This is a genomic window from Pseudoteredinibacter isoporae (genome assembly GCF_011602085.1).
Lineage (GTDB): Bacteria > Pseudomonadota > Gammaproteobacteria > Pseudomonadales > Cellvibrionaceae > Pseudoteredinibacter > Pseudoteredinibacter isoporae.
The window spans coordinates 446,350-471,268 of record NZ_JAAONY010000003.1 but is presented as its reverse complement, the minus strand read 5'-3'; the positions used below and the strand labels follow the sequence as shown (position 1 = coordinate 471,268).

At 49.7% G+C, this 24,919-nt stretch carries 23 protein-coding genes; 7 read left to right on the top strand and 16 right to left on the bottom strand.

Annotated features, from left to right (window positions below):
• Positions 1 to 14 precede the first annotated feature (14 nt).
• From G8768_RS18435 to G8768_RS18400, 8 genes are all read right to left on the bottom strand, one after another.
• The gene (locus G8768_RS18435) at positions 15 to 1,148 is read right to left on the bottom strand and encodes a hypothetical protein (protein ID WP_166847853.1); all 1,134 of its coding nucleotides are present in this window, start codon (positions 1,146 to 1,148) and stop codon (positions 15 to 17) included.
• A 57-nt stretch (positions 1,149 to 1,205) separates the two neighbouring features.
• On the bottom strand, positions 1,206 to 2,384 hold the full coding sequence (locus tag G8768_RS18430; RefSeq protein ID WP_166847856.1) for a caspase family protein: 1,179 nt from the start codon (positions 2,382 to 2,384) through the stop codon (positions 1,206 to 1,208).
• A 7-nt stretch (positions 2,385 to 2,391) separates the two neighbouring features.
• The gene (locus G8768_RS18425; protein ID WP_166847858.1) at positions 2,392 to 3,111 is read right to left on the bottom strand and encodes a hypothetical protein; all 720 of its coding nucleotides are present in this window, start codon (positions 3,109 to 3,111) and stop codon (positions 2,392 to 2,394) included.
• A 2-nt stretch (positions 3,112 to 3,113) separates the two neighbouring features.
• Positions 3,114 to 4,394 (bottom strand): CHASE2 domain-containing protein, encoded by a 1,281-nt coding sequence (locus tag G8768_RS18420; RefSeq protein WP_166847861.1) that lies wholly within the window; start codon positions 4,392 to 4,394, stop codon positions 3,114 to 3,116.
• Between the two features lie 267 nt (positions 4,395 to 4,661).
• A complete protein-coding gene (locus tag G8768_RS18415; RefSeq protein ID WP_166847864.1) occupies positions 4,662 to 5,450 on the bottom strand; it encodes a YciK family oxidoreductase in 789 nt (262 codons plus the stop codon).
• A 41-nt stretch (positions 5,451 to 5,491) separates the two neighbouring features.
• The gene (locus tag G8768_RS18410; RefSeq protein WP_166847867.1) at positions 5,492 to 6,157 is read right to left on the bottom strand and encodes an HAD family hydrolase; all 666 of its coding nucleotides are present in this window, start codon (positions 6,155 to 6,157) and stop codon (positions 5,492 to 5,494) included.
• Positions 6,158 to 6,169: 12 nt separating this feature from the next.
• A complete protein-coding gene (gene ubiG, locus G8768_RS18405; RefSeq protein WP_166847870.1) occupies positions 6,170 to 6,889 on the bottom strand; it encodes a bifunctional 2-polyprenyl-6-hydroxyphenol methylase/3-demethylubiquinol 3-O-methyltransferase UbiG in 720 nt (239 codons plus the stop codon).
• Positions 6,890 to 7,090: 201 nt separating this feature from the next.
• Complete coding sequence (locus tag G8768_RS18400; RefSeq protein ID WP_166847872.1) at positions 7,091 to 8,407, bottom strand: TRZ/ATZ family hydrolase; 1,317 nt, start codon at positions 8,405 to 8,407, stop codon at positions 7,091 to 7,093.
• Positions 8,408 to 8,858: 451 nt separating this feature from the next.
• On the opposite strand from G8768_RS18400, the gene gyrA reads away from it, so the two are divergent.
• The 5 genes from gyrA to cysN all read left to right on the top strand — a co-directional run bounded on the left by gyrA (position 8,859) and on the right by cysN (position 17,560).
• Positions 8,859 to 11,447, top strand: coding sequence for a DNA gyrase subunit A (gene gyrA / locus G8768_RS18395; protein ID WP_166847875.1), 2,589 nt, complete (start codon positions 8,859 to 8,861; stop codon positions 11,445 to 11,447).
• Positions 11,448 to 11,687: 240 nt separating this feature from the next.
• On the top strand, positions 11,688 to 12,815 hold the full coding sequence (pheA, locus tag G8768_RS18390) for a prephenate dehydratase (protein WP_166847878.1): 1,128 nt from the start codon (positions 11,688 to 11,690) through the stop codon (positions 12,813 to 12,815).
• 12 nt (positions 12,816 to 12,827) lie between these two features.
• Positions 12,828 to 15,071 (top strand): bifunctional prephenate dehydrogenase/3-phosphoshikimate 1-carboxyvinyltransferase, encoded by a 2,244-nt coding sequence (locus G8768_RS18385; protein ID WP_166847881.1) that lies wholly within the window; start codon positions 12,828 to 12,830, stop codon positions 15,069 to 15,071.
• Positions 15,072 to 15,191: 120 nt separating this feature from the next.
• A complete protein-coding gene (cysD, locus tag G8768_RS18380; protein WP_166847884.1) occupies positions 15,192 to 16,112 on the top strand; it encodes a sulfate adenylyltransferase subunit CysD in 921 nt (306 codons plus the stop codon).
• Positions 16,112 to 17,560, top strand: coding sequence for a sulfate adenylyltransferase subunit CysN (gene cysN, locus G8768_RS18375; protein ID WP_166847888.1), 1,449 nt, complete (start codon positions 16,112 to 16,114; stop codon positions 17,558 to 17,560). Before cysD ends, cysN begins: the two co-directional genes overlap by 1 nt.
• A gap of 62 nt (positions 17,561 to 17,622) precedes the next feature.
• Here cysN and G8768_RS18370 read toward each other — a convergent pair whose 3' ends face one another.
• Both G8768_RS18370 and G8768_RS18365 read right to left on the bottom strand, forming a co-directional pair.
• Positions 17,623 to 17,934, bottom strand: coding sequence for an antibiotic biosynthesis monooxygenase family protein (locus tag G8768_RS18370; RefSeq protein WP_166847891.1), 312 nt, complete (start codon positions 17,932 to 17,934; stop codon positions 17,623 to 17,625).
• 2 nt (positions 17,935 to 17,936) lie between these two features.
• Positions 17,937 to 18,287 (bottom strand): NIPSNAP family protein, encoded by a 351-nt coding sequence (locus tag G8768_RS18365; protein ID WP_166847894.1) that lies wholly within the window; start codon positions 18,285 to 18,287, stop codon positions 17,937 to 17,939.
• A gap of 115 nt (positions 18,288 to 18,402) precedes the next feature.
• On the opposite strand from G8768_RS18365, the gene G8768_RS18360 reads away from it, so the two are divergent.
• Positions 18,403 to 19,089 carry a helix-turn-helix domain-containing protein gene (locus G8768_RS18360; RefSeq protein ID WP_184679399.1) on the top strand — a complete coding sequence of 229 codons (687 nt, stop codon included), beginning with the start codon at positions 18,403 to 18,405 and terminating at the stop codon, positions 19,087 to 19,089.
• A gap of 74 nt (positions 19,090 to 19,163) precedes the next feature.
• Here the strand turns inward: G8768_RS18360 and G8768_RS18355 are convergent, their stop codons facing one another.
• Together G8768_RS18355 and G8768_RS18350 are read right to left on the bottom strand one after the other, a co-directional pair.
• On the bottom strand, positions 19,164 to 19,745 hold the full coding sequence (locus G8768_RS18355) for a YceI family protein (protein ID WP_166847897.1): 582 nt from the start codon (positions 19,743 to 19,745) through the stop codon (positions 19,164 to 19,166).
• A 24-nt stretch (positions 19,746 to 19,769) separates the two neighbouring features.
• Positions 19,770 to 20,321, bottom strand: coding sequence for a cytochrome b (locus G8768_RS18350; RefSeq protein ID WP_166847900.1), 552 nt, complete (start codon positions 20,319 to 20,321; stop codon positions 19,770 to 19,772).
• A gap of 128 nt (positions 20,322 to 20,449) precedes the next feature.
• Here G8768_RS18350 and G8768_RS18345 point away from each other — a divergent pair, with 128 nt between their 5' ends.
• A complete protein-coding gene (locus G8768_RS18345; protein WP_166847903.1) occupies positions 20,450 to 21,370 on the top strand; it encodes a LysR family transcriptional regulator in 921 nt (306 codons plus the stop codon).
• Between the two features lie 36 nt (positions 21,371 to 21,406).
• Here the strand turns inward: G8768_RS18345 and G8768_RS18340 are convergent, their stop codons facing one another.
• The 4 genes from G8768_RS18340 to G8768_RS18325 all read right to left on the bottom strand — a co-directional run bounded on the left by G8768_RS18340 (position 21,407) and on the right by G8768_RS18325 (position 24,897).
• Positions 21,407 to 21,931, bottom strand: a complete 525-nt coding sequence (locus G8768_RS18340) for a gamma-glutamylcyclotransferase family protein (protein WP_166847906.1) — start codon at positions 21,929 to 21,931, stop codon at positions 21,407 to 21,409.
• A gap of 93 nt (positions 21,932 to 22,024) precedes the next feature.
• Positions 22,025 to 22,882: a hypothetical protein gene (locus tag G8768_RS18335; protein WP_166847909.1), complete on the bottom strand. Its 858-nt coding sequence runs from the start codon at positions 22,880 to 22,882 to the stop codon at positions 22,025 to 22,027.
• A 216-nt stretch (positions 22,883 to 23,098) separates the two neighbouring features.
• On the bottom strand, positions 23,099 to 24,001 hold the full coding sequence (locus G8768_RS18330) for a hypothetical protein (RefSeq protein ID WP_166847912.1): 903 nt from the start codon (positions 23,999 to 24,001) through the stop codon (positions 23,099 to 23,101).
• A 122-nt stretch (positions 24,002 to 24,123) separates the two neighbouring features.
• Complete coding sequence (locus G8768_RS18325; RefSeq protein WP_166847914.1) at positions 24,124 to 24,897, bottom strand: sulfite exporter TauE/SafE family protein; 774 nt, start codon at positions 24,895 to 24,897, stop codon at positions 24,124 to 24,126.
• Positions 24,898 to 24,919 lie beyond the last annotated feature (22 nt).

The following is a 24,919-nucleotide window of genomic DNA, read 5'->3' as shown; positions in this document are numbered from 1 at the left end:
AAGATATTAAAGCGCTAACTGGTCATCTTTTTGAGTGTATCTTGTTTATTCAACATGTCTATTGCACGCTGACGAGCGCGTTCAATTATGTCATCTGGACGACTTAGTTTTGCATCGGCCTTGTTGTACAGGCGTAGTGCTTCCCGGTAGTTGGCGACAGATTCTGCGCAAACACCCTGGTTAAAAAGAAGGTTTATGCTTTCCGCGCTCTCGGGGGAAAGCAGGGCAATTTCTTTCCACATCCCACAAGCTCGATCCATTCGGTTTTCGGTTGCGAACGCGACTGCACCTTTAAATCGTTCTTTGTGCTGGTCGGAAATTCCATCGGGTTTTGTTTTGAGTTCAACTGAGATTTTCTCGGTATATGGAGCAACGGCTTGACGTATTTTGATTGCAGACTCTTTTAGCAGTTGATCGTAAAACTCTCGATCACTCACTTTGATTCCCTGAGAGGGAATACTGACGTCGTAAATACTATTTGCTGCCGAACCTTTACTGCCTCCTATGGCGCCTACAATGGTATTCAGGCCATTAAAAACCTCACCCATAAATCCGCCAACTTCAGGCCTTTCAGAAGGGATGGCGTCTCCTTTACAGTAGCTATGATGAGCTGTGGACTTAATGGTATCTGAATACACCAACTCCGCTGTTTTTACGCTAAGGAGTTGGGGTTGCACGATCATAACCGCTGTTTGTTTTGTGCAGGGAATTTGTTCTTCTGTATATCTTTCGCATTTGTCTTTTTTATCATAGGAAGCACATTTGCTCCGTGTTTCATAAAACCGATCCGATTCAACTCGGTAGTCCGAGAAAGATCCGAGGTAAACGCCTTCTACACCAACCTTCCGACCATAGGCTAATGCCAGTTCTTGTTGCTTTGTTTGGCCTCTGGTTGTCGATGAATCTTCGGGGTTGTAAACTGAAAAGTAGGGTGCCCCGCTATATTCTGCAGACTTAAGTTCAGCGATCAGTTCATTTTTAAATCGTTTGTTTTTATCGCCCGCGAATTCAAACACGGCAATGGATTTCAATTCGGCAGCGGCTGGGTTTTGGGCTGGAAACCGTGCGTCAATAAGCAGCTGTTTTTTAGGCATGCACCCTGCTAGGCCAATCGAAGCCAGTAGTAATAAAGATCCTAGGTTTTTCATCGTTTTCTCCCTTTAAACAAAAATGATGCTATAACGAAGATGTGTTGTTGCTGTATTTTAGTAATAAGAAACTGAGCTGAGTGCGCCATCTCTCTTTAGCCATATGTCCAATCGCTGGTCTTGTTTGTAGGCGTTTTCTAAGAATTCAGTTGGTTTTGCTTTGAATGAATCTATTCCATTTCCATTTATTTCCAATATTATGTCCCCCTCCATGAGTTTATCTCTCAGTAATGAATTCGGGGCGACATAAACGACTTTGATTTCTTCGTTTCCTTGGTTAGGTGAGCCTTGTAGAACCAAATCGACAGCGATTTCACGTTGTTGGCTTTTGGGGCGCTCTTTCTTGCGCAGAGCCAATAGCTTTTTCTCCGCCTGGAGAAAGTACTTACCATTTGGGTATCGATTCATATGGTCTGTAAAATCCGTCGGGATTTGGCTGTTTCTAATTCGCAACCAATGCTTCTTGGCGTGGTCGATGCTTCTTGGGAGTGAGTTGCTGTTCGGCTTTCCAGGTGAAAAGTAGAATGTGCTGTTCAGGGATGACGTTTGCGTTGGGCTTTGCTTGAAGTTCGTGGCATGTTGGACTGAGTTTCGGACATTCTGGAACACGGTGTTAATATCGAGCCCCTTCCTAATAACTTCCTGTGACAGACTTTCCATATAGGGGCTATGCTTTCCGACACCATCTTGAGCCAACCCTTTGGAGTTTGTAGAGAAGGCCAAGTAGCTGTTATCAGGCATGACATAACTGTCACTGTGAACAAGGGGGTTTCCAGCTACGTTGTCAATTTCTCTACAGGCATCGATAATAAAAACTTTCTGGACGTCGGGGCTGTAGGAAAAGTCTTGAAGAACTTCTTGCAATAACAAGTAGTTAGAGTTTCTATTGGGTCGATAATCAATGGGGAGAAGTAGGTTTCCGATATCGTTTTGAACGCCGTGCCCAGCATAAAAGAATACCAAGCTGGAGCCTGGTGGGAGATTTTTTGCTGAATCGATGGCCTCAAATAACCGTTGCTCAAGCTTTTTAAAGGGTAGGTCGATAAGAGCTTCTACCTGAAAGCCGATGCCTTTCAATGTTTTCGCGAAAAGCTTAGCGTCTGAGCCAGCATTGGGCAGTGATTGTATTTTCTTGTAACTGCTGTTGCCAATGACGACAGCGTAGCGTTTCTGGGAAAATGCTTGATCGCTTCCCATCAACGCGATTAAAAAAATAGTAATGTATATTCTAATCACGGGTCACCTAAAACGACTGGTAGTATGCAATGGCTTTGTTGAGTTGTTGCTTGCAAGAGGACTTTCGAAACCAGCTAAGTTGTTCTCCGGGGTTTAATAGTGATTCTGAGTAGCGCAGGGTTACTGAAAAAACCTTGTTGTTTTCGGTAGAGCTAATACGTATGCGTCGAGGTTTTGAATTGAAGAGGCTTTTGGGAAAGGTGAGTTGTCCATCTTTCACGTTTAAACTTTGCTTGTTGCCGTTTTTTTCTACGCTGATTGCTTGTTCATGATCGGATATGCCTTTTAAAACCAAATGTTGTTTGGGTGACAGGCAAACGATGCTTGGTATCCCCCAGCTAATATCAATATTCTGGGGATTGTGGGCTGTTATTTTCCCTGTTCCACCCCGAGAGGCTCCAGTTGCGTCTTTCGATTGCCCGCGCTCAAAGAATACGTTGGACAGTTCGTCGAATATCGATTTGCCTGATTTTTTGTTGGATTTTATCAGGTTGTCGAGATTTCCCCTGAATGGGCCTTTGAACTTGTACATATTGCCGTCGCGAGACATGACTCTTACAACTTCATTTTTTTTCAGTTTTATTTCAAATTTAGGCGGAAGCTTGCTTCCCTCTACCAAGCTTTTACTGTTTGAACTTACAATGATGAGTTCATTCGCTTGGCTGTTTGCGGGAAAAGCAAGGCAGGCGAATGCCAATGTTAAAAATAGTTGTCTTACAAAAATCACAGCTATGATCCTAGTTTTGTTTGCGATTTGTTCTCACTACGTACACCTCTGTTTTTCAACAAGGTGTGAGGGTAATAAATCAATTTTTTAATGAGGTTTGCTAAAAATGCCGATTTGGCTACGCAAAATTGCAAACTCAAGGATATTAAAAATAGGCCTGCTGGAAATGAAACATCAAAATGGACCAATAATAGGTATTCAATAAGCAAGAGCAAAGAGTAAATAACAGCAATGAAAACAATGACGACAAGTTCAATAGCTAAGTCACTTGAGACGTGTGCCCTTAATGGCCCTTTGCGAATAACAGAGCTAGCGTTTGCACTGGTCAGGTAAATGCCCAGCATAATAGCTGCGACTATTGAAAGGGGGATCTCAGAGATTGTTCTGTTGTCCAGCAGTTGTTGTGTAATCTGTGCGTGTATATCTACCCCGCTCATGGCAGGAGTTTGATTGAGGTTTGTGTCAAAGGGGGTGTGGTGCCGGTCAGCACTTCGGTAATCTACTCCCAGAAAAACAATCTTGTCTTTAATTGCTGATTTTAGGTAGTCAGTGCTGTCAGGGAATGAGAGGATGTCGGGTGTTGAGCACTGAGACGCAACTGGTGGCAATGTTAGCATCTGAGCGGGTATTCGACGGATTAGTTCATTTCCTGTCTGATCAATTGGGAGCCAGTCGATTAATATTTCTTTGTCGACGATTGAAAGTTCTTTATCGAATCTTTTGGCCGCTGCGAAAGAGAGGCTCTCTTGAGTGTTGTAGTGAACATAGGCTCGACGTACGACATTGTCATAGTCTTTTTTGAGCGCTGCACTAAAGAAGTATGTTTGCGGAGCAGATATTATTGGTTGATAAGGGGTTTCGGCGAATTCATCGGTGGGCGCAGGGAGAGCAAATAAAATCTTTTCCTGATACCTCTCGACCGTCTGTTGTAGGTGATGGTCTTTGTGGGGCTCTGTTTTCTGGTCAAATAGAATGTCCAGGACCAGGAATTTTGCTTCGAGCTTAAATGTGGTGTCAATAAGGTTAGCAAGCACACATCGATCAAGAGGGCTGCGATATGGCAGAGATTTGGCAATTTGTTCGTCAAAGTAAATGACCACCACTGGAGAGGGCGCACTGATGGTAGCCTGTTCGGCTTTCTGCCTATAGAAGGCATCAGTCAGCAGTGAGTTTTCATCGAAAAAGTGGGGGGCATATCGATTACCCAAAATCACTAGGGCAACGGCAAGACAAGCAAGGGCAAGGCTCCATAAAGGGTTTTTATAGGCCTTCCAAGCCTTCATGGGAAAATTCCTTTTTGCTCTCGTCGCAATTCCGCTCTGTGGGTTTAATGGCTTCCACCTTGCATCGTTAATGCTAACGGTGGCAGCATGACCAGCAGATTAGCACTTTAGGTAGTCCGTCTCAATCCAGTATTTTACTTGATTTGTATTCTTTATCTTTAGGGCCGTTCTTTGGATGAGTGGCGGTGCTGTATAGATAAGGATATGACGAACAAGGCGACATTGGCCAGTCCGGTCTTGATTTTTGGACTGGCCTTTATGAAGGGCTTACTTTTTCACCTGGGCATCAATAGAAACACCATTCAACTTCACGCTCTCATCACTTAACAGATACAAATATGACGGCATAATGTCCGCAGGTGTTTTTAGGGTGGCGGGGTTTTCGCTGGGGTAGGCACTGGCGCGCATCTGTGTACGTGTTGCACCCGGATTAATGCAGTTCATGCGTACATTATTAATGCCATCCATTTCATCGGCGAATACTTGAACCATGTTCTCAACAGCGGCTTTGCTGACAGCGTAGGCGCCCCAATACGCTCGACCTTTACGACCAACCGATGAGCTGGTGAATACTACGCTGGCATTGTCAGCTTTTTCCAACAGTGGCATCAGGGCTTTGGTCATCAGGAAGCCGGCGTTGACGTTCACTTGCATCAGTTTCAGCCAGACGTCGATTTCATAATTGCTGAGTGGGGTTTGTGGGCCCAGTTGTGCGGCATTGTGCAGCAGGCCATCCAGTCTGCCAAACTCGGAATGAATGGCATCGGCCATATCGTTGTAATCTTTTTCTACAGCGCCTTCAAGATTGATCGGGAAGATCGCCGCCTGTGGGTAGCCGGCTGCTTCAATCTCGTCGTAAACCTGCTCCAATTTTGGAATGGTACGCCCAAGCAGAATAACGGTGGCACCGTGCGCGGCGCAGCTCAGCGCGGCCACTTTGCCGATGCCGTCACCTGCGCCGGTAATGGCAATGACTTTGTCTTTCAAAGCGTCTTGCTTGGCCTGGAAGGCGGCAGCGTCAATACTGAGTTGTTGAATGTCTTGGCTGTGATCCATGCGTGTCTCGTGCTTTTAAACGGTTTCAGGTAATCGTGTTGTTACAGTAGCTTTTCAATAATGGGCCAGATGTCTTCGGCATGGTCCACTAAATAATCGGCGTTCCAATCGCTGGCGGATTCACCTTCGGGAATGTAACCGTAGGCTGCGGCGATGGTAGGCATATTGGCGCGCTTCCCGCATTGGATGTCGCGCTCATGATCGCCAATATAAATCGCTTCTTCCGCCTTGCAGCCGATATGATCGCAGGCGATAAACAGGGAATCCGGTGCGGGTTTGGCATTGGGCACTTGATCGGGTGACAGTACGATTGCCGGCTGCGGGTCCAATGGTAATTGTTCCATTAACAGGCGGGTGTAGTACTCCGGCTTATTGGTGGAGATGCCCCAGGGAATATTGTGTTCCCCCAGTTTTTTTAACAGCTCGTTAATGCCGGCAAAGGGTTGGCTGTCCACGGCCAGTTCGCGTTCGTAGAGTTCCAATAAGCGTTCGCGAATTGGTTCAACGGCTTCATGGCCTGGTTCGAGATCGTAGGCCAGTTGCACCAGCGCTCGCGATCCAGCGGATACGGTGGCACGAATGCGATCTTCGGCAATCAATGGGCGCCCATCTTCCTTCAACAATTGATTTACGACGCGAATAAAATCAGGAGCGGTGTCAATCAAGGTGCCGTCCAGATCGAACAGCACCGCTTTTAAATTTGGCATAGAGATATTGGCTTAGGCGGGTTTGCGTGCGTGAACCAGATAATTCACATCCACGTCCTTGGGGTTTAATTTGTAACGTTTGAGCAGGGGGTTATAGGTCATGCCGGTGATATCCACCAACTCAAGACCTGCCTGGCGCAAACCGGCAGCCAGCTCGGAAGGGCGAATAAATTTGCTGTATTCGTGAGTGCCTTTGGGCAGCCAGCGCAAAATGTATTCCGCACCCACAATGGCAAGGGCGTAGGCTTTTGGTGTGCGATTGATGGTGGAAAAAAACAAATCACCACCGGGCTTGCAGAGATCGGCACAGGCCTGGATGACAGAGGCCGGATCGGGCACGTGCTCCATCATTTCCAAACAGCTGACAACGTCGTATTGTCCGGCTTCCTGCTCGGCGAGTTCTTCGGCGGTACAGCGTCGGTAGTTGACTTCAACGCCGGATTCGAGACTGTGAAGCTTGGCGACCTGCAAAGGTGCTTCACCCATATCGATGCCGCTGACCCTGGCGCCTCTTTGTGCCATGGCTTCACTGAGAATGCCGCCGCCGCAGCCAACGTCAAGATAGTTTTTCTCGGCGACTTTGGCGCGCTCGTCAATGTAGTTGGCGCGCAGAGGGTTAATGTCGTGCAGTGGCTTAAACTCGCCTTCGCGATCCCACCAGCGGCTGGCCAGTGCTTCAAATTTGGCCACTTCGGCCGGGTCGACATTGCTGGAAGCCGTGCTTGTGCTCATTCATCAAACCTTTTTAAGACAGGGCGCCAGGGCGCGCAATTGGGATAGCGATTATACCATTGGTATGCGCTTCGTATAGGAGAAGCTGTGCAGCGAGTAAGTTTTGTGCAGCCGCCGGTTTGGGAGTGCAAATATGTGAAGAAAGGATTGGCCTTTACTGCAACGATGCGATGTAAAGGCCAGAGGTTAGCAGCGAAGGGTTTAGCCTTTAATTTTGGCCTGCCACTGCTGGGCATTTTCGCGCAGGGCGCCTTCGTCTATCGTTTGAAGCACGCCGGCGGCCAACAGGCGTTCACCTGCAACCCAAACGTCACTCACCTGGTGGCTACAGTTTGTGTACACCAGATAGCTGACCGGGTCGTACATGGGCAGAGCATTCAGCGCGCTCAGTTCTACGGTGGCGATATCGGCCGCTTTGCCAACTTCCAGACTGCCAGTATAGCTGTCGATATTCAGTGCTTTGGCACCGTCGATGGTGGCCATGGCCAAGCTGTCCATGGCATTGAGGGCGCTGGCGTCGTCGGCAACGGCTTTGGCGAGCATAGAGGCTGTGCGCATTTCACTGAGCATGTCCAGATCGTTATTACTGGCGGCGCCATCGGTTCCCAGGGAAACGTTTACGCCGGCTTTGCGTAATCGTTCGGTTGGGCAGAAGCCGCTGGCCAGTTTCAGATTGGATTCCGGGCAGTGCACCACATGGCTTTTGCTCGCTTGCAAAACGGTAATATCTTCATCGCTAACGGCGGTCATGTGAACACACTGGGTGCGCTCATTCATTACACCAAGATCATTCAGGCGCTGAGTCGGGCGCTTGCCGTGTTCAGCGATGGAATCGTCCACCTCTTTCTGGGTTTCCTGCAGGTGAACCATGACGCCACATTTGTACTTGGCTTCCTGTTTGGCGATTTCGGTGAAGGCTTCATTGCTGACGGTGTAGGGCGCGTGAGGACCAAAACCGATGTTCACCAGCGGGTGCTCCTGATATTGCTCAATCAGTGCGCAGCTTTTGGGGATGGTTTCTTCCGGACCGGAGCCCCAGGCTGTCGGGAAGTTCAGAATTGGGCTGTACAGGCTGCCGCGCATACCCACTTCGGCGCAGACTTCGGCTACGGCCTCCGGGAAGAAATAGTTGTCGCTAAAGGCTGTGGTGCCACCACGAATCATTTCTGCCATGGCCAAGCGGGCGCCATCGGCGACGAAGTCATGGCTGACAAACTTTCCTTCGGCTGGCCAGATGTGGTCATTGAGCCAGTCGTGCAAGGGGTAGTCATCGGCATAGCCGCGTAACAGGTTCATAGCCAAGTGGCCATGGGTGTTGACCAGTCCGGGCAGGGCAATGTGTTGTTCGAGGGAGATGCATTCGTTGGTATTGAACTGCTCCTCCGCTTCGGCGGTGGGGATAATCGCGGCGATCTTGCCATCCTTAATGGCGATGCTGTGGTTTTCCAGTACTCGGCGCTCGCTGTCCATAGTAATGAGCCAGCGGCAGTGGATCAGTTGATCTATCGCTTGTGACATAAAGTGTGTAAGGCCTCTTCGGGTCAAATGCCCCGTATCCGATTCGATGGGGCGTGCTTATTTATCGATTTTTACCGGTGCCGCTGTCTTCGGGCACCTTATTTTTGGATGTTGGGTTTCCAGTGTGAGGGGCATTATACGCTTCTTGGGCCCGATAAATTATGTCATTTTGATCAATTCTCTCGGGAATCCCCTTCAAATGCCCCTGAGGTGCTCAGAAATGCCCCAAGTACATGATTTTATGGTAAGATTTGAGCCTTTATGTGTTCGCTAAATGGTGCGCCGCAGAAGTGGCTCTATAGCCCTTCATGTGGGGGACGGCAATCAGCATCCTGCAGCGGACAATTGAAAGGCCAGGTGGCCAGAAATGGCCGGTGTAGCAAGCTCAGTTGATGCGCTTGCTAAGCAGCAGGGCATGAAAAGACAGGCATAATAAGGAAAGCGATCGTTTATGGGCGATTTGGCAAAAGAAGTATCACCAATCAATATTGAAGACGAACTGAAGCAGTCCTATCTGGACTACGCCATGAGCGTTATTGTTGGGCGCGCCTTGCCTGATGTGCGTGATGGCTTGAAACCGGTGCATCGCCGGGTGCTGTTCGCCATGAACGAATTGGGCAACGACTGGAACAAGGCGTATAAAAAGTCGGCCCGTGTGGTTGGTGATGTAATCGGTAAATATCACCCGCACGGTGATTCCGCTGTATACGACACCATCGTTCGTATGGCCCAGCCATTTTCCTTGCGCTACATGCTGGTGGACGGGCAGGGTAACTTCGGTTCTATCGATGGTGATGGCGCGGCGGCAATGCGTTATACCGAAATCCGCATGCAGAAAATATCCCACGATCTGCTGGCCGATCTCGACAAAGAAACCGTCGACTATGTGCCGAACTACGACGATACTGAACAAATTCCCGAAGTGTTGCCAACCCGTATTCCGAACCTGCTGGTCAATGGTTCCTCCGGTATTGCGGTGGGTATGGCGACCAATATCCCGCCTCACAACCTGACCGAAGTCGTCAATGGTTGCCTGGCTTTGATCGACAACCCCGAAATTACCATCGATGAGCTGATGGAAATTATCCCGGGCCCTGATTTTCCTACCGCCGGTATCATTAATGGCCGTGCTGGTATTGTGCAGGCCTACCGCACGGGTCGCGGTCGTATCTATGTGCGTGCCAAGGCGGAGGTTATTCACAACGAAAAGACCAACCGCGACACGATTATCGTTCACGAGATTCCCTACCAGGTGAACAAAGCGCGTTTGATCGAGAAAATCGCTGAGCTGGTTAAAGACAAGAAGATTGAAGGTATTGCCAGCGATGGTCTGCGCGACGAGTCGGATAAAGACGGTTTGCGCGTTGTGATCGAAATGAAACGCGGCGAGTCCGGCGAAGTTATGCTGAACAACCTGTATGCCCAGACTCAGTTGCAGTCGGTATTTGGCATCAACGTAGTTGCTCTGGTTGACGGGCAGCCTCGCGTACTGAACCTCAAACAATTGCTTGAGTATTTTGTATTGCACCGCCGTGAAGTGGTCACTCGCCGTACGGTTTACCTGCTGCGTAAAGCTCGCGAGCGCGGTCATATTTTGGAAGGTTTAACGGTTGCGATTGCGAATATTGATCCCGTCATTGAACTGATCAAGTCTTCGCCAAGTCCGGCCGAAGCCAAAGCCGGTTTGATGGGGCGTGGTTGGGAAACCAGTGATATTGGTGATTTTATCGAGCGCCTGGAGCAGGGAGCTTGTCGTCCTGAAGACCTCGGTCCGGAATTTGGTTTGCGCGATGGCAAATACTATTTGTCGGAAGCCCAGGCTCAGGCCATTCTGGAATTGCGCCTGCACCGCCTGACGGGTATGGAGCACGACAAGCTGCTGGCTGAATACAAAGAGCGTCTGGAGCAAATCGCCGGCTATTTGGAAATTCTGGGCAGCGCGACGCGATTGATGGAAGTTATTCGCGAAGAATTGCAGGATGTGGTTGCCAGCTACGGTGATGAGCGTCGCACCGCGATTCAGCACTCCCAGCAGGATTTGACCGTAGAAGATCTGATCACCGAAGAAGATCGTGTGGTGACCATTTCCCACGGCGGTTACGCCAAGACTCAACCCCTCACCGATTACCAGGCCCAGCGCCGCGGTGGTATGGGTAAAGCGGCTACCGCCGTGAAAGACGAAGACTTTGTTGAGCATCTGTTGATTGCCAGCACCCATGACACGATTTTGTGTTTTACCAATGCCGGTAAAGTATATTGGTTAAAGGTCTACCAAATTCCTGTGGCAGGCCGTCAGTCACGTGGTCGCCCAATGGTGAATTTGTTGCCTCTGGAAGAGAACGAGCGTATTACCTCGATCCTGCCGGTAAAAGAATACAACGATGATCACTTTATCTTTATGGCAACGGCCAACGGTACAGTGAAGAAAACCGCTCTGACTCAATTCTCTCGCCCGCGTAGCTCCGGTCTGATTGCGATCGACTTGGAAGAGGGTAATGAACTGGTGGGTACGGCGATTACCGAAGGCACCAATGATGTTCTGTTGCTGTCCTCTGCGGGTAAAGCCGCACGCTTTAAAGAATCCGATGTGCGCGCCATGGGCCGAACCTCTCGCGGTGTTCGAGGCATTCGCTTGCAGGAAGGCCAGACCGTTATCTCCATGGTGATTCCTCAGGACGGTGGTCGTGTGATGACCTTGAGCGAAAACGGTTATGGTAAGCAAACTCAGGTGGATGACTTCCCAACCAAGGGCCGTGGTACCCAGGGTGTGATCGCCATGCAGGTGAGTGAGCGTAACGGTCCTCTGGTGGGTGGTGTTCAGGTTTTCGAAGGTGACGAAATCATGTTGATTTCCGATCAGGGAACGCTGGTTCGAACCCGTGTTGATGAAGTGTCTATCATGAGTCGTAATACTCAGGGTGTGCGCATGATCAAGCTGAAAGAAGGTGAGCACCTGATTGGCGTTGAACGCATCGAAGAATCCGATGCTGAAGACGTCGAAGGTTCTGAAGGCGAAGACGCCGATAACAGCGAAGCGTAATATTGCTGTTGTAAAACAGCGCTATAACACGCTGTAAAGAACGCCCCGCGTAGAAGGGCGTAAGTAATCATAAAAGCCCGACAGTACTACTGATCGGGCTGTTTAAATTCTGGGGTCGCAAAGAAAATTGCGCTCCAAGGTTTACACCATAAACGCATTACTGATAAAACATATATTCAAGTAAACAGAGCATCACGGCCAGCAAGGCAGTAAAGCTCAGCCAATAGCAAAGTAAGTATCATGTCAGAGCAAGAAAATACCCCAGCCAATGAGGCGCAATTAAGCCAGCTGCGCAACGAAATTGATCGTATCGACAATGAAATCTGTCAGCTCATCAGTGAACGTGCGCGTTGTGCGCAGAGTGTTGCCGACGTAAAAAAAGCGGCCTTGGAGGCTGCCGGCAGCACCGATCCGGTGGTGTATTATCGTCCCGAGCGCGAAGCCAATGTGCTGCGCAAAGCGATGTCTATGAACAATGGTCCGCTGGACGACGAAGAAATGGCGCGCCTGTTTCGTGAAATTATGTCCGCCTGTCTGGCTTTGGAAGAACCAACCAAAGTGGCTTATCTTGGTCCGGAAGGGACGTTTACCCAGCAGGCTGCACTGAAGCATTTTGGTCATTCTGCGGTAGCCATGCCGTTTTCGGCGATTGATGAAGTGTTCCGTGAGGTGGAAGCCGGTGCGGTGAATTACGGTGTGGTACCGGTTGAAAATTCCACCGAGGGTGTTGTGAATCACACTCTGGATAATTTCATGGGTTCCAATCTGCAAATCTGTGGTGAAGTAGAATTGCGCATTCACCAGCATCTGTTGGTTTCAGACGTGACCAAGACCGATAGCATCACGCGAATCTATTCCCATTCCCAGTCACTGGCTCAGTGCCGTAAGTGGTTGGATGCCCATTACCCGAATGCCGAGCGCGTTGCCGTAAGCAGTAATGCCGACGCCGCCAAGCGTTTGAAAGGTGAGTGGAACGCCGCCGCCATTGCCGGGCAAATGGCGGCAGATTTGTATGACTTAAAAGTACATGCCGAAAAAATTGAAGATCAGCCGGATAACTCCACGCGCTTCTTGATTATCGGTACGCAAAAAGTTTTGGCCAGCGGCAAAGACAAAACGTCTGTTGTGGTTGCCATGCGCAATGAGCCTGGTGCCTTGCATGACTTACTCCAGCCCTTCCATGTGTACGGTATTGATCTGACTCGCGTGGAAACTCGCCCCGCGGCGTCCGGCACCTGGAATTACGTATTCTTTATCGATTTCTCCGGCCATATTGAAGACGCTATCGTGAAAAAAGCCCTGGATGAAGTGGGCGCGAAAGCGGCAGATTTAAGAGTTCTGGGCTCTTACCCTGAAGCTGTTTTATAAAGGGGCCAGACTATGAGCCAATGCAAACGTTTGGTCGTCATTGGTATCGGCTTAATTGGCGGCAGTCTGGCAAAGGCTGCTCGTGAACGCGATCTATGCGAGTCGGTCATCGGTATTGCCCGACGTGAACAAACCTGTCACGACGCCATAGAGCTCGGTGTTGTGGATCAAGCCTTTACCGATTTAGCGAACATTTCCCCGGCCCTGGGTGCGGGTGATGTGGTGTTTGTTTCTGTTCCGACCTTGGCTGTGGAAGCCACCCTTGCAGATATCAAAGCCAAGCTGTCTGATCAGGTAACCATTACCGACGGTGCCAGTGTGAAAGGCAGTGTGATTGAGGCTGCCAGGGCGGCCTATGGTGAATTACCCGCACAATTGGTACCGGGACACCCGATTGCCGGCGCTGAAAAAAGTGGCGTGACGGCCGCTAATGCTGAACTCTATATTGATCACCGCGTTATCCTGACACCTCATAAAGATTCCGGGACCGAGCATATCAAGTTAGTTCGTGAGCTGTGGCAGGCAGTCGGTGCCGAGGTACTGGAAATGGATGTCGCCGAGCATGATGAAGTGCTGGCGGCGACTTCCCATCTTCCCCATGTGATTGCCTATTCCCTGGTCGATACACTGGCCCATGATTCGGAAAACGAAAATATTTTTCGGTATGCGGCGGGCGGCTTTCGCGACTTTACTCGAATAGCTTCGAGCGATCCGGTGATGTGGCACGACATAATGCTGGCCAATAAAAACAGCATTCTCGATTCCCTGACCATGTTTTCCGAGAATCTTAATCGCTTGCGCGACGCCATCGAAAACGAAAACAGCGAACATTTATTGGGGGTGTTTACCCGCGCGAAAGCGGCGAGGGATCACTTCACCACCTTATTAGAACAAAGAGCGTATACCCACACCATGCAAGATACAGAGCAAACCATTATTGATTACCATGTGCAGCCCGGCGGCAGTGTAAAAGGCGAGCTGCGTGTTCCCGGTGATAAATCCATTTCCCACCGTTCGATCATGCTCGGTTCACTGGCTGAGGGCGTTACTGAGGTGGAAGGCTTTCTGGAAGGTGAAGACGCCTTGGCGACCCTGCAGGCGTTCCGCGATATGGGAGTGGTGATCGAAGGTCCTGAAAAAGGCCGGGTACGTATTCACGGTGTTGGCCTGAACGGTTTGCAGGCGCCTCCGGGCAAGCTCTATGTGGGAAATTCCGGCACGTCCATGCGTTTGCTGGCCGGTATTCTGGCCGGGCAGAGCTTCGCCAGTGAAATGAGTGGCGATGTTTCTCTGAACAAGCGCCCGATGAATCGGGTAGCGATTCCATTGCGTGAGATGGGTGCCGAAGTGAATACCGCCGAAAATGGTCGCCCGCCGATGGTGATCAGCGCCAATAAAGGTTTGAGTGGCATTCATTATGATATGCCAATGGCCAGTGCCCAGGTGAAATCCTGCGTGTTGCTGGCAGGCTTGTATGCCGATGGCGAAACCTCGGTGAGTGAGCCTGCGCCAACTCGTGATCATACCGAGCGCATGCTGCGTGGTTTTGGCTATGAGGTGAAGCGGGAAGGTGACCGCATCAGTCTGCAGGGCGGTGGTCAGCTGAAAGCCTGTCAAATTGAGGTGCCAGCGGATATCTCCTCGGCTACTTTCTTTATGGTAGCGGCAGCGATTGCCCCCGGTTCCGATGTGACTCTGCAACATGTGGGCATGAACCCAACCCGTGTTGGTGTGGTGAATATTCTCCGGGAAATGGGTGCGGATCTAACCTTGCAAAACGAACGCGAGGTGGGTGGTGAACCGGTAGCGGATGTTCGCATTCGCTACCAGCCTCTGAAAGGCATTCGCATTCCTCAAGATCAGGTGCCCCTGGCTATTGACGAATTTCCAGCCCTGTTCATCGCGGCGGCCTGTGCTGAGGGAGAAACGGTTCTTACCGGTGCCGAAGAACTTCGTGTGAAGGAAAGCGACCGCATTCAAGTGATGGCTGATGGTTTGGTGAGTCTGGGTATTGATGCTCAAGCGACTCCGGATGGCATTATTATTCAGGGTAAGGGCACTCAGGCCGAGGTCTTCAGTGGCGGTCAGGTTGAGAGCCACCACGACCACCGTATCGCCATGTCGTTTACCATTGCTGGGCTGCGGGCCAGCGATACCATTGTGGTTTGCGACACCGCCAATGTGGCGACATCCTTCCCGACTTTTGTCGAATTGGCGCAATCTTCCGGCATAAGCTTAGAAGTAAAGAGTCGTTAACCTTTCGGTAAAAGATTTTTTATAATGTGCCCGCCCGGGTGGCGGGTGCATGCCTGTTTTTGGCGTTCCCACCCCGGAAACGATTACATTCAGCCTGCATAGCAATTGAAAGAGACGACCATGTCCGAAGCAGCCTCGCAAGCGCAGTTAACGCACTTGAAACAGTTAGAAGCGGAGAGTATTCATATTATCCGTGAAGTGGCCGCGGAGTTTGATAACCCCGTGATGTTGTACTCCGTGGGCAAAGATTCCGCCGTGATGATGCATCTGGCGATGAAAGCCTTTTACCCGGGTAAGCCGCCATTTCCCCTGATGCACGTGGATACCACCTGGAAATTCCGCGAGATGATTGAGTTTCGTGATCAACGCGTTAAAGAGTTGGGCTGGGACCTGATTGTGCATATCAATCAGGAAGGTGTGGAAATGGGCGTTGGTCCATTTACCCATGGCAGTGCCAAACACACTGACATCATGAAAACCGCCGCTCTGAAGCAAGCGCTGGATAAATACGGTTTCGATGCCGCTTTTGGTGGTGCGCGTCGTGACGAAGAAAAGTCCCGTGCGAAAGAGCGAGTGTATTCTTTCCGGGACAAACATCATCGCTGGGACCCGAAAAACCAGCGTCCGGAACTGTGGAATATCTACAACGGCAAGGTAGACAAAGGCGAAAGCATTCGCGTATTCCCATTATCCAACTGGACCGAGCTGGATATCTGGCAGTACATCCACCTGGAAGACATTCCAATTGTACCGTTGTATCTGGCTGAGAAGCGTCCGGTCGTTGAACGCGATGGCGTATTGATTATGGTTGACGACGATCGCATGCCTTTGGAAGAAGGCGAAGAGGTACAGGAAAAAATGGTGCGCTTCCGTACCCTGGGTTGTTACCCGTTAACCGGCGCCGTGGAATCCGAAGCGGATACTCTGCCGGATATTATTCAGGAAATGTTGCTCACCACCACATCTGAGCGACAAGGCCGCGTGATCGATCACGACAGTTCGGGGTCGATGGAGAAGAAAAAACAGGAGGGCTATTTCTAATGTCCCACCAATCCGATTTGATTGCTGAAGATATTCATGCCTATCTGGCCCAGCACGAGCGCAAGGAGCTTTTGCGTTTCCTGACTTGTGGTTCCGTAGACGATGGTAAGTCCACTTTGATTGGTCGTTTGCTGCACGACAGCAAAATGATTTATGAAGATCAGTTGGAAGCGGTCCAGGCCGATACTGGTAAGCACGGTACGACCGGTGAAAAAATTGATTTGGCCTTGCTGGTCGATGGTTTGCAAGCCGAGCGCGAGCAGGGCATTACCATTGATGTTGCCTACCGTTATTTTTCTACCGCCAAACGAAAGTACATTATTGCTGATACCCCGGGGCATGAGCAGTACACCCGTAACATGGCCACGGGCGCGTCTACCTGTGATCTGGCAGTAATTTTGATTGATGCGCGTCACGGCGTGATGCCGCAGACTCGTCGCCACAGTTATATTGCTTCGCTATTGGGTATTAAGCATTTGGTCGTTGCGGTAAACAAAATGGATTTGAAAGGCTTTGATGAAGCCGTGTTTGAATCCATTAAAGCCGATTACCTGAAATTTGCTGACGAGCTGAAAGGCTTGCAGGGCGGCCAGGATATTGATATTCAGTTTGTTCCGATGTCGGCGCTGGAAGGCGACAATGTCGTCAATGCCAGCGAAAAAACCCCTTGGTATCAAGGCCCGACACTGATGGAGGTTTTGGAATCAGTATCCATCGCGGAAGATAAAAACCTGGACGATTTCCGTTTTCCGGTTCAGTACGTCAATCGCCCGAATCTGGATTTTCGTGGTTTCTGCGGTACGGTTGCGTCGGGACAGGTTGCTGTCGGAGATACGCTTAAAGCTTTGCCGTCAGGGAAAGAGAGTCGCGTTAAAGAAATCGTTGTGCATGGTTCTACGCCAAGTCAGGCCTTTGCTGGTGAAGCCATTACCATCACATTGGAAGACGAGATTGATATTTCCCGTGGTGACACTCTGGTAAAAGCCGGTACGGATGATCAAGCGATCCAAAGCAACCAGCTGAAAGCGCATCTGGTGTGGATGGCCGAAGGTGCAATGAAACCCGGTCGGGATTATCTGTTTAAATTTGCCAGTAAGGTGAGTCCAGGTCGAGTCTTTGATATCGAACACCGAATCGATGTAAATACTCAGGAAAAACTGCAAGCCGATGAGCTGTCTCTGAATGACATTGCCTTGGTTGATGTGCAGTTAGAGCAATCCGTTGTCGCCGATGCCTATCAGGATAACCGCGCTACTGGCGCCTTTATTGTGATTGATCGCCTCAGCAACATTACCGTTGGCGCAGGTATGGTTACCGAGCTTCTTGAGGCTCAAACTGTTGATGCCAAACATGAATTTTCCGAGTTTGAACTCGAGTTGAATGCTTTGGTGCGCAAACACTTCCCGCATTGGCAAGCGGTTGATCTGCGAGCCATCGCGAAGAAGTAAGTTTGAAAAACTTGCACACTCTAAAAAGCCAGCGTTTACGCTGGCTTTTTTATGTCCGTTGCTTATTCGTCGGTGTGCCAGTCGTAGTCCCGAATTACCTCGCCAACACGTATTCTGAAAGAGTTAAAGATTTCCTTTTTGCCCTGATCTTGAGCGGTCTGATGTTGAAAGTGTGATTTCCATTGCAATACGGCTGCTTCATCCTCCCAGAATGAAAGAGATAAAAACTTTTCGCTGTCGTTCAGGCTTTGAAAACGTTCCACTGAGATAAAACCTTCAATAGTATAGAGTTCGCTCTTTAAAGCTTGGGCAATAGAGAAGTAGCGGTCTTTGCTCTCGGTTTTTGGGATGACCTCGAAGAGTACAGCGATCATGTCTATACTCCTTCCGGCTCACGTTTAAAGGTGCAAGGCTCGACTTCAAGAAAGCTGCGCTTCTCACTGAGAATAAACTGCTCGCGTTGTGCAAGCTCAAAGTTGCGCCTGCCTTTCTCGGATTCACGCAAGCGACAGCGATAGCGCTCGTAGTCGGCAAGGGAGTCAAAACTGATCAGGCCGAAGGCAATGTTGTTGCTGCCTTCATGGGGGAGGAAATAGCCCAGTAAGTCTCCGCCGCATTGGGGGATGATCTCGCCCCAGTTTTCGGCGTATTGTTTAAACGTTTCTCGTTTGAATGGGTCGATTTGGTATTCAATAAAACAGGTGATTTTCAAGGTGCTTGTCTCCATATCCGTTTTTTGGCAGTCTCATTTATTCAACAACAAATCTACTTCATTCAACAAACCATGCTTCGATGGCGATCGAATTATCGGTGGTTGAACGCTCTGACGCAGGAGAAACAGCGTGGAACCTAATATCGCTTATATGGCCAGCCTGATTGGGGATGAGGCGCGCTCCAAGATGCTGACGGCCTTAATGAGTGGCAAAGCCCTTACCGCTACCGAGCTATCGCTGGAGGCGGGCATCACGCCTCAAACCGCCAGCAGCCACCTTAACAAGTTGCTTGATGGTGAGTTAATCGTGGTCAGAAAGCAGGGGCGCCATAAGTATTTTCAACTTCGTAATGCGGAGATTGCCGAGCTTATTGAGCACATGTTGAATATCAGTGCGGGTACTTCCTGCGCTCAGGTTTCAACGGGTCCGCAGGATGACAGGTTAAGGAAAGCCCGAGTGTGTTACGACCATCTGGCCGGGGAATTGGCGGTGCAGTTATTCGACGCGCTGTTGGACAAGGCTTATTTTATCGAGCATGACAATGAGCTCATGTTGACCGATTCAGGTCGATCCTTTTTTAAAAATCTTGGAGCCGATTTTGAGCTGTTGAATAATACTCGACGACCGCTGTGTAAAGCGTGCCTGGATTGGAGCGAAAGGCGAAGTCATTTGGCGGGCAGTTTGGGGAAGTGGATATTGCACGACGCCATAAGTCGAGCCTGGGCAAAGCAGGATATGGATTCAAGGGCGATTCGCTTTACGTCCAAGGGCGCGCTCGCTTTTGCCCGACAATATGGATTGGCAGCCATGGGCTAAAGCTTCCGGGACACTCAAACCCAATAAAAAAGGCCAGCAATAAAGCTGGCCTTTTTCTTATCAACGCAAGTGAATTACTTACGAATACCTTCAACCAACAGCTCTAGTTCTACATGAGTAGAAGCAGGGCCCAGATTGTAGGTCATGCCGTAGTCGGCCAGTTTCAATGTGGTTGCACCGGCGAAACCCGCGCGGTAACCACCCCATGGATCTTTACCTTCACCCAGCTTTTCTACCGGGAAGCTAATGGTTTTACTCACGCCGTGCAGAGTCAAGGTGCCGGTTACTGTGCCTTCAGTTGGGCTTGAAAATTCGATCTTTTCGCTCACGAAGCTGGCTTTAGGGAATTTTTTAACGTTTAGAAAATCTTCGCCGCGCAAGTGCTTGTCGCGCTCAGCGTGGTTGGAATCGATGCTGTTGGTGTCGATTTCAATATTGATTTGGCTGGCGTTAGGGTTTTTCTCGTCCCAGCTGAATTGGCCATCAAAGGTATTGAAACGGCCGGTCAACCAGCTGTAACCCAGGTGTTTGATCTTGAAGTTGATAAAGGCGTGGGCACCTTTAATGTCCACTTGGTAGTCAGCGGCCGTTGCCTGGATGCTGGCTAATGCAGTAGCGGCAATTGCAGTAAATTTAATTAGGTTTTTTACGATCATAATGCTTCCTTAAATTGTTGGCATTTACTGGGCTTTCTCAGGCCGCAGCATGCGCTTAAGTGTATTGTCTTTCAAAATAAAATGGTGCTGCAGAGCAGCGAGGGCATGGATGCCCACCAAAATTATCAAACTCCAGGCTAATAACCAGTGAATCTCGCCGGCGATATCTTCTTGTTGTTCAAAAGCAAAGGGTAAGGCCGGCACAGAAACCAAACCAAATACCTCAATGCTGCGACCGTCGGCGGTCGATATTAAATAACCACTGACCATCAATACCAGTAAAATAAGGTAAAGCAATCCATGTGTCAGATGGGCTGCCAGCTTCTGCCAGGATTTGTCGGCGATGACTTCAGGACTTAACTGCGTTTGCTTCCAAATCAGGCGCAGCACATAGACAAATGCCAATATCAGCCCCACGCTTTTGTGCAGATCCATTGAGCTGCGATACCAAGGGTCGTAGTAGCCCAGGTCAACCATGTACAGGCCCAAGCCAAACAGACCAAAAACGGTCAGGGCCATTATCCAATGCAGGCTGATGCTTACCCAGCCGTAACTATTCAGTGAATTGCGAATCATTCCTTCCTCCAGCAGCCGCTCACTGTACCTCGCTTTGCCCTTGAAGGCTATTCAATAATTTATAAAATAGATGTTCATTTTTGAACAACTTGGTGCACCTTTAAAAGACCATGCACAGGGGCAAAACGATGGCAGATACCGAAGGTTTGGCGCTGAGCCGCCGTGAAATAAGCTGGGATCTATACCGGGTGGCCTACCAGGTGGCCGTATCCGGCTCGCTGAACAAGGCCGCCAGGGTTTTGGGGACCAGCCATGCTACAGTTCTCCGGGACATCAATCGCCTGGAGGATAGCCTAAACATTAAATTGTTTCTGAGACACCAGCGGGGTTATCAGCTCAGTGATGCCGGCCGGGTTCTGATGCAGGGCCTGCCCGATATACAGCAAATGTTTTCCCAGCTGGACAGCCAGATGGAAGCGGTGACCAACGCAGCCAGCGGCAAGTTGAAAATCACCTGTCTGCCAGACCACGTGTCCCTGATCACACCAGCGATCAAGAAGATGCGTGAGCGTTACCCCGGGATGACCATTCGTTTACTGACCACCGATGAAATCATTTCTCCGGCCATTGGCATCACCCATGTGTCCCTCAGGGCAGGGAACGAGCCACCAGGATCGGATATCATCGCCCGTCGTCTGTTTGACTTCAAAATGGGCCTTTACTGTCACGAGGACTATATCGCCGAGCGCGGCTTGCCACAGACGGTCGATGAGTTTGCGGAACACGACTGGCTACTGCCGTCTTCAGAAAAGCAGCACATTCCCTTTGTGAAGCATGTTCTGGACAGGGTGCCTGCGCAATCTATCGTGATGCAGAGCAACCATTTCTCCGATCTGGATTGGGCGATTCGGGCCGGGATGGGAATAGGCTTGATGTCCGCGTTTAAAAACAAGCCGAAGGATGGCTTGGTGGAGTTGCCGTACAAACTGCCGGCGTCCATATGCACCGATGGCCTCTGGTTTGTGTACCACCGTAATTATATTGGCAATATCAAAATCAAGGCCCTGCAGGAGTGCCTGGAGGAGTGTTTGCAGCCTTTGGTGGATTAGCGGGCGCGGCCTGTCCGTAGCGTCAGGCCCAGTGCGCTATGCTTGAAGCTCTTCAGCTTGCAGTTGTTTGGCGTTTTGCTGATCACCATCGACCATAGCCCGCCAGTAGATGTCGGCTTCTTCGACATCCATCTTTTCGTAGAGCGTCATATAGCGTTGACAGTGGTTGAGGAAACGTGGTTTTTCCTGCTGTTGCCATCGGTGTAAACACCAGTCCTCGTCGCTAAACGGTTCTCCACTCGGCTGATTGTAAGCCGCAGAGTGCAGGCGACCGTCTCCCAGGCGAACCTTAATTTCCGCAAAGTCGTATTCATCGCCTTCATAGAAATCGATACGAGCCAGGTCTTCATCGTTGAGGTGGTAAAGAACAGCACCACGAACGCTGCCGCCGACTTTCGTCTGCAATGCTGGAAAACTGTCCCCGGGGTAGAGCTTTGTGCAGTAGCCATCCAAATAGGCGGGGGCGTATTGTTCTTCAGGCAGCTCGCGCCCGAGTACGGTATTCAAAATATCGGGGTCCAGTAAGGTACCGTATACGAAGAAGGCTTTTTGTCGCAGCATAATGGGGCCGGCTTTTTAAGGTTCTGAGTTAGGCCTACAGGGCCAGCAATCGGCCGCGCATTATACTGAGAAAATTCTGCAATTGAAGGGGCGTTATTTTCTTTGAGGATGTCTGGGTTTTAGTGGAAGAGAGTACTGAAACGCATTCATCCGGGATTCCGGTAGTCCCCCATAAAAGCTGTCTTCATCCGGGTGTTCACAAAGATAACCGTCTTCGCTGAAGACATCACTGAAGCCGGCAAATTGTCCAGTATGGAATGAACGTTTTTGCAGACCAGGTCCGAAGTTACAGGGCTGAAGAAACTTGTTGTTCGATGTTGGCAAAGTCTTTTTCTGTTTTAATTCCAGTGCAATTCGGGAAAGCGCTTTCTCTGGGACATCTTCAGAGTTTGTCCGAGTGTTGACGTTGTGTTCTCCAAATCTGAGTTGGCGATTCATTCCGTTAACTTCTGAAAAAGCACGTTGTTCCATCTCCAGTTTCGACAAATCCAAAAATGGATTGAGTGGATTGACAGCGGCAAGGTTTAACCCTACACCAGTGATGCGAGCCGTATTAATATGGCGTTGCAAAATCAGTTTTCCATCCGCATACAAGGCAATACGGTGCCAGCCTGCCTTCAGTGCATTGTAATCATAGAACAGAGAGAACCCGCTTTTTTCGTGGCCGCATATTGTTTTTTTGTCGCTTCTTGGGGCGTGCATAGTAGCCAGGCCAATATTGTTACCATCAATGAATACTTCAATCCTATTTGCCTCGCAGTGCCAGCCGCTGATGACGGAAAATCCGGATTTGAACGTGTAGTCAGTGGGATGTTCAAAAGCATATTGAGTTGGATGGGTTTGGGCTGAACTTGCTGGAGAAAAACTGGCCAATAAGAGAACGCTGAATAGGCAAGCAGTTCGTCTTCTGGAGGGATTGCATACTGAAGAGAAATCAGAAACATCTGACATGACGGTTGGCCCTTACGAAATTGTAGTGCGCTCGGACTCAGACTCTAGCGGTTTATAGACAAAAGAAAATAGTTCTTTTGTCCGAGATTTTGGGGTGATCGCCCCCAATTGATGATATCGATTCGGCGCCAACTCCAGGCATCAAAAATGAAGGAAGCGGGAGTTTTTTGAGTATGAATGAAGGGAGGCCCAGCAAGGATACAGGGCCACTTCGCGTTATGGGGCAATGCCCATGACCACATCTTTGTAACTTTCCTGGCTGCCCTGAGGTGTCAGAGAAAAGCGCCCACTAAAATGCCCGTCACTGGCATTGACGCTCAAATTGGCGCTGTAGCGCCCGTTTTCCTGCGGGCATTGATAGTTTCCTTCACTGTACACGCCGGCGAAATTGAATTCGATATTTCCACTGTAGGTACATTGCCCGAATGTGTCGCTGAGACGAGTCAGGTTGAAAGCCTGGCGGCTGAGTGTAAACTCGAACTCTGATGAATCACGCAGTGGAAAGACTTCCTCACCTCGCTTCATACCCCGACCATACCCCCAAAAGGTACGGTTGAAATTAACCACCATAAACCCTGAATTAATGGCGTTGCGGTAGCTTTTACGCGCAGTGAAGGCCTGCTTTGCTGTTTCCCACTCCAATTCCAGGGCGTCTCCGGGTCTTGGGAAATCATACACAAACCCTTTTGCCGCCAGATTGGCGTCGAACTCAGTTAGAGGTCCGGCAGGGCGGAGGGTATTGAAAACGCGCTGGGCGAATAGTTCACCATCGGCATAAACGCTGATGCTGTGGTTGCCCTCATGAAGTGATCCATAGTTGTATAGCAGAGAAAAACCGCTTTCGCTGTGACCACATTCTGACTCGGTATCGGGTCTTTGGGTCCCGGTACCTGCCATGCCAATACTTTTGCCATCAATAAAGACTTCGATGTCCTGAGCGGTACAATGCCAGCCACTGATTACAGAAACACCAGATTCGACTTTCTTCGCAACGGGGTTTTCCAATCGACTTTGGGCGAAACTGCTTTGTGCCGAGACGGCGGCGAAGGCCAATACAAGCAGAGTATGATGGGTTGTGGGTGTGTTTTTGAAACGCTTAAATAGCGAGTTAGCTGACATGAAATCACCTCCGATTGTGATCGTTATATCCTTAGACGGCGACTTTACCTATTTTTAATCGAAATCAAATGGTTCCTTAGTCGTAGTTTTTGACGCTCTTTGAATGATGAGATAGATGGTACTCAGTTAATTGCCTGGTAAAGCCCCACAAAACAAATACTCAGCAGGGCAAAGCCAATGAGCCTGAAAAACATAACGGGTTCGGCCTGTTGCAGGCGACGGTGGAGCTTTAATCCTATCCAATGGCCCAGGGCAACGGGTGGCAGTAAATACAAAGCGTGTTTTAACTGCAGGTCCAAGCCTACCCAAATAAAGGCCGCCATTTTAATGGCAACAAGAATAACCCACAGAACAAACAGAGTATCCCGCAGTTGGTTTTTATAAACGTGTTTGCTGAACACCGCAATAATCAGCGGTGCACCAATCAGCGAGGTGCCACTGATGTACCCGCCGAGAATCAGAAATACAGTATCCAGCCAGGGATACTGACTTTTGAAAGGTTTGTTGAAAATATAGCTGAGTGAGTAGGCAAACACGATTACAAAGATAATGCCGCTCAAAACATCGTTGGGCAGGCTGACCAGTCCCATTACCCCGACAATTTTAGGGATAATCATAATGGCCATGGCTTTTTTCAGATAGGCCCAGTCAACAGGGCTTGTGTCATTTTGTGGATCTTTGCGGTACTGCTGCTGCCCGCGGAGTACGGTGAGTCCGCCAAATAATAATAAGTGTACGGAAATGATTGGCAGATAAACCTGTGGCCGATCATCGATTAATAACAGAAAAGGCAGTGATAGAACGGCACCACCAAAACCCAAACCGGAGCGAACAATACCACTCCATACAAATACCAGAGCGATAAGGGCGTATTGGCTTAAGCTTAAGGCGTCCATTCAGTTGTTGGCTCTAAACGGT

Coding starts and splice junctions, on each gene's coding strand:
- G8768_RS18435 (WP_166847853.1), bottom strand. CDS start 1,148: ATGAAAAACCTAGGATCTTTATTACTACTGGCTTCGATTGGCCTAGCA.
- G8768_RS18420 (WP_166847861.1), bottom strand. CDS start 4,394: ATGAAGGCTTGGAAGGCCTATAAAAACCCTTTATGGAGCCTTGCCCTT.
- G8768_RS18415 (WP_166847864.1), bottom strand. CDS start 5,450: ATGGATCACAGCCAAGACATTCAACAACTCAGTATTGACGCTGCCGCC.
- G8768_RS18410 (WP_166847867.1), bottom strand. CDS start 6,157: ATGCCAAATTTAAAAGCGGTGCTGTTCGATCTGGACGGCACCTTGATT.
- ubiG (WP_166847870.1), bottom strand. CDS start 6,889: ATGAGCACAAGCACGGCTTCCAGCAATGTCGACCCGGCCGAAGTGGCC.
- G8768_RS18400 (WP_166847872.1), bottom strand. CDS start 8,407: ATGTCACAAGCGATAGATCAACTGATCCACTGCCGCTGGCTCATTACT.
- gyrA (WP_166847875.1), top strand. CDS start 8,859: ATGGGCGATTTGGCAAAAGAAGTATCACCAATCAATATTGAAGACGAA.
- pheA (WP_166847878.1), top strand. CDS start 11,688: ATGTCAGAGCAAGAAAATACCCCAGCCAATGAGGCGCAATTAAGCCAG.
- G8768_RS18385 (WP_166847881.1), top strand. CDS start 12,828: ATGAGCCAATGCAAACGTTTGGTCGTCATTGGTATCGGCTTAATTGGC.
- cysD (WP_166847884.1), top strand. CDS start 15,192: ATGTCCGAAGCAGCCTCGCAAGCGCAGTTAACGCACTTGAAACAGTTA.
- cysN (WP_166847888.1), top strand. CDS start 16,112: ATGTCCCACCAATCCGATTTGATTGCTGAAGATATTCATGCCTATCTG.
- G8768_RS18370 (WP_166847891.1), bottom strand. CDS start 17,934: ATGATCGCTGTACTCTTCGAGGTCATCCCAAAAACCGAGAGCAAAGAC.
- G8768_RS18365 (WP_166847894.1), bottom strand. CDS start 18,287: ATGGAGACAAGCACCTTGAAAATCACCTGTTTTATTGAATACCAAATC.
- G8768_RS18355 (WP_166847897.1), bottom strand. CDS start 19,745: ATGATCGTAAAAAACCTAATTAAATTTACTGCAATTGCCGCTACTGCA.
- G8768_RS18350 (WP_166847900.1), bottom strand. CDS start 20,321: ATGATTCGCAATTCACTGAATAGTTACGGCTGGGTAAGCATCAGCCTG.
- G8768_RS18345 (WP_166847903.1), top strand. CDS start 20,450: ATGGCAGATACCGAAGGTTTGGCGCTGAGCCGCCGTGAAATAAGCTGG.
- G8768_RS18340 (WP_166847906.1), bottom strand. CDS start 21,931: ATGCTGCGACAAAAAGCCTTCTTCGTATACGGTACCTTACTGGACCCC.
- G8768_RS18335 (WP_166847909.1), bottom strand. CDS start 22,882: ATGTCAGATGTTTCTGATTTCTCTTCAGTATGCAATCCCTCCAGAAGA.
- G8768_RS18330 (WP_166847912.1), bottom strand. CDS start 24,001: ATGTCAGCTAACTCGCTATTTAAGCGTTTCAAAAACACACCCACAACC.
- G8768_RS18325 (WP_166847914.1), bottom strand. CDS start 24,897: ATGGACGCCTTAAGCTTAAGCCAATACGCCCTTATCGCTCTGGTATTT.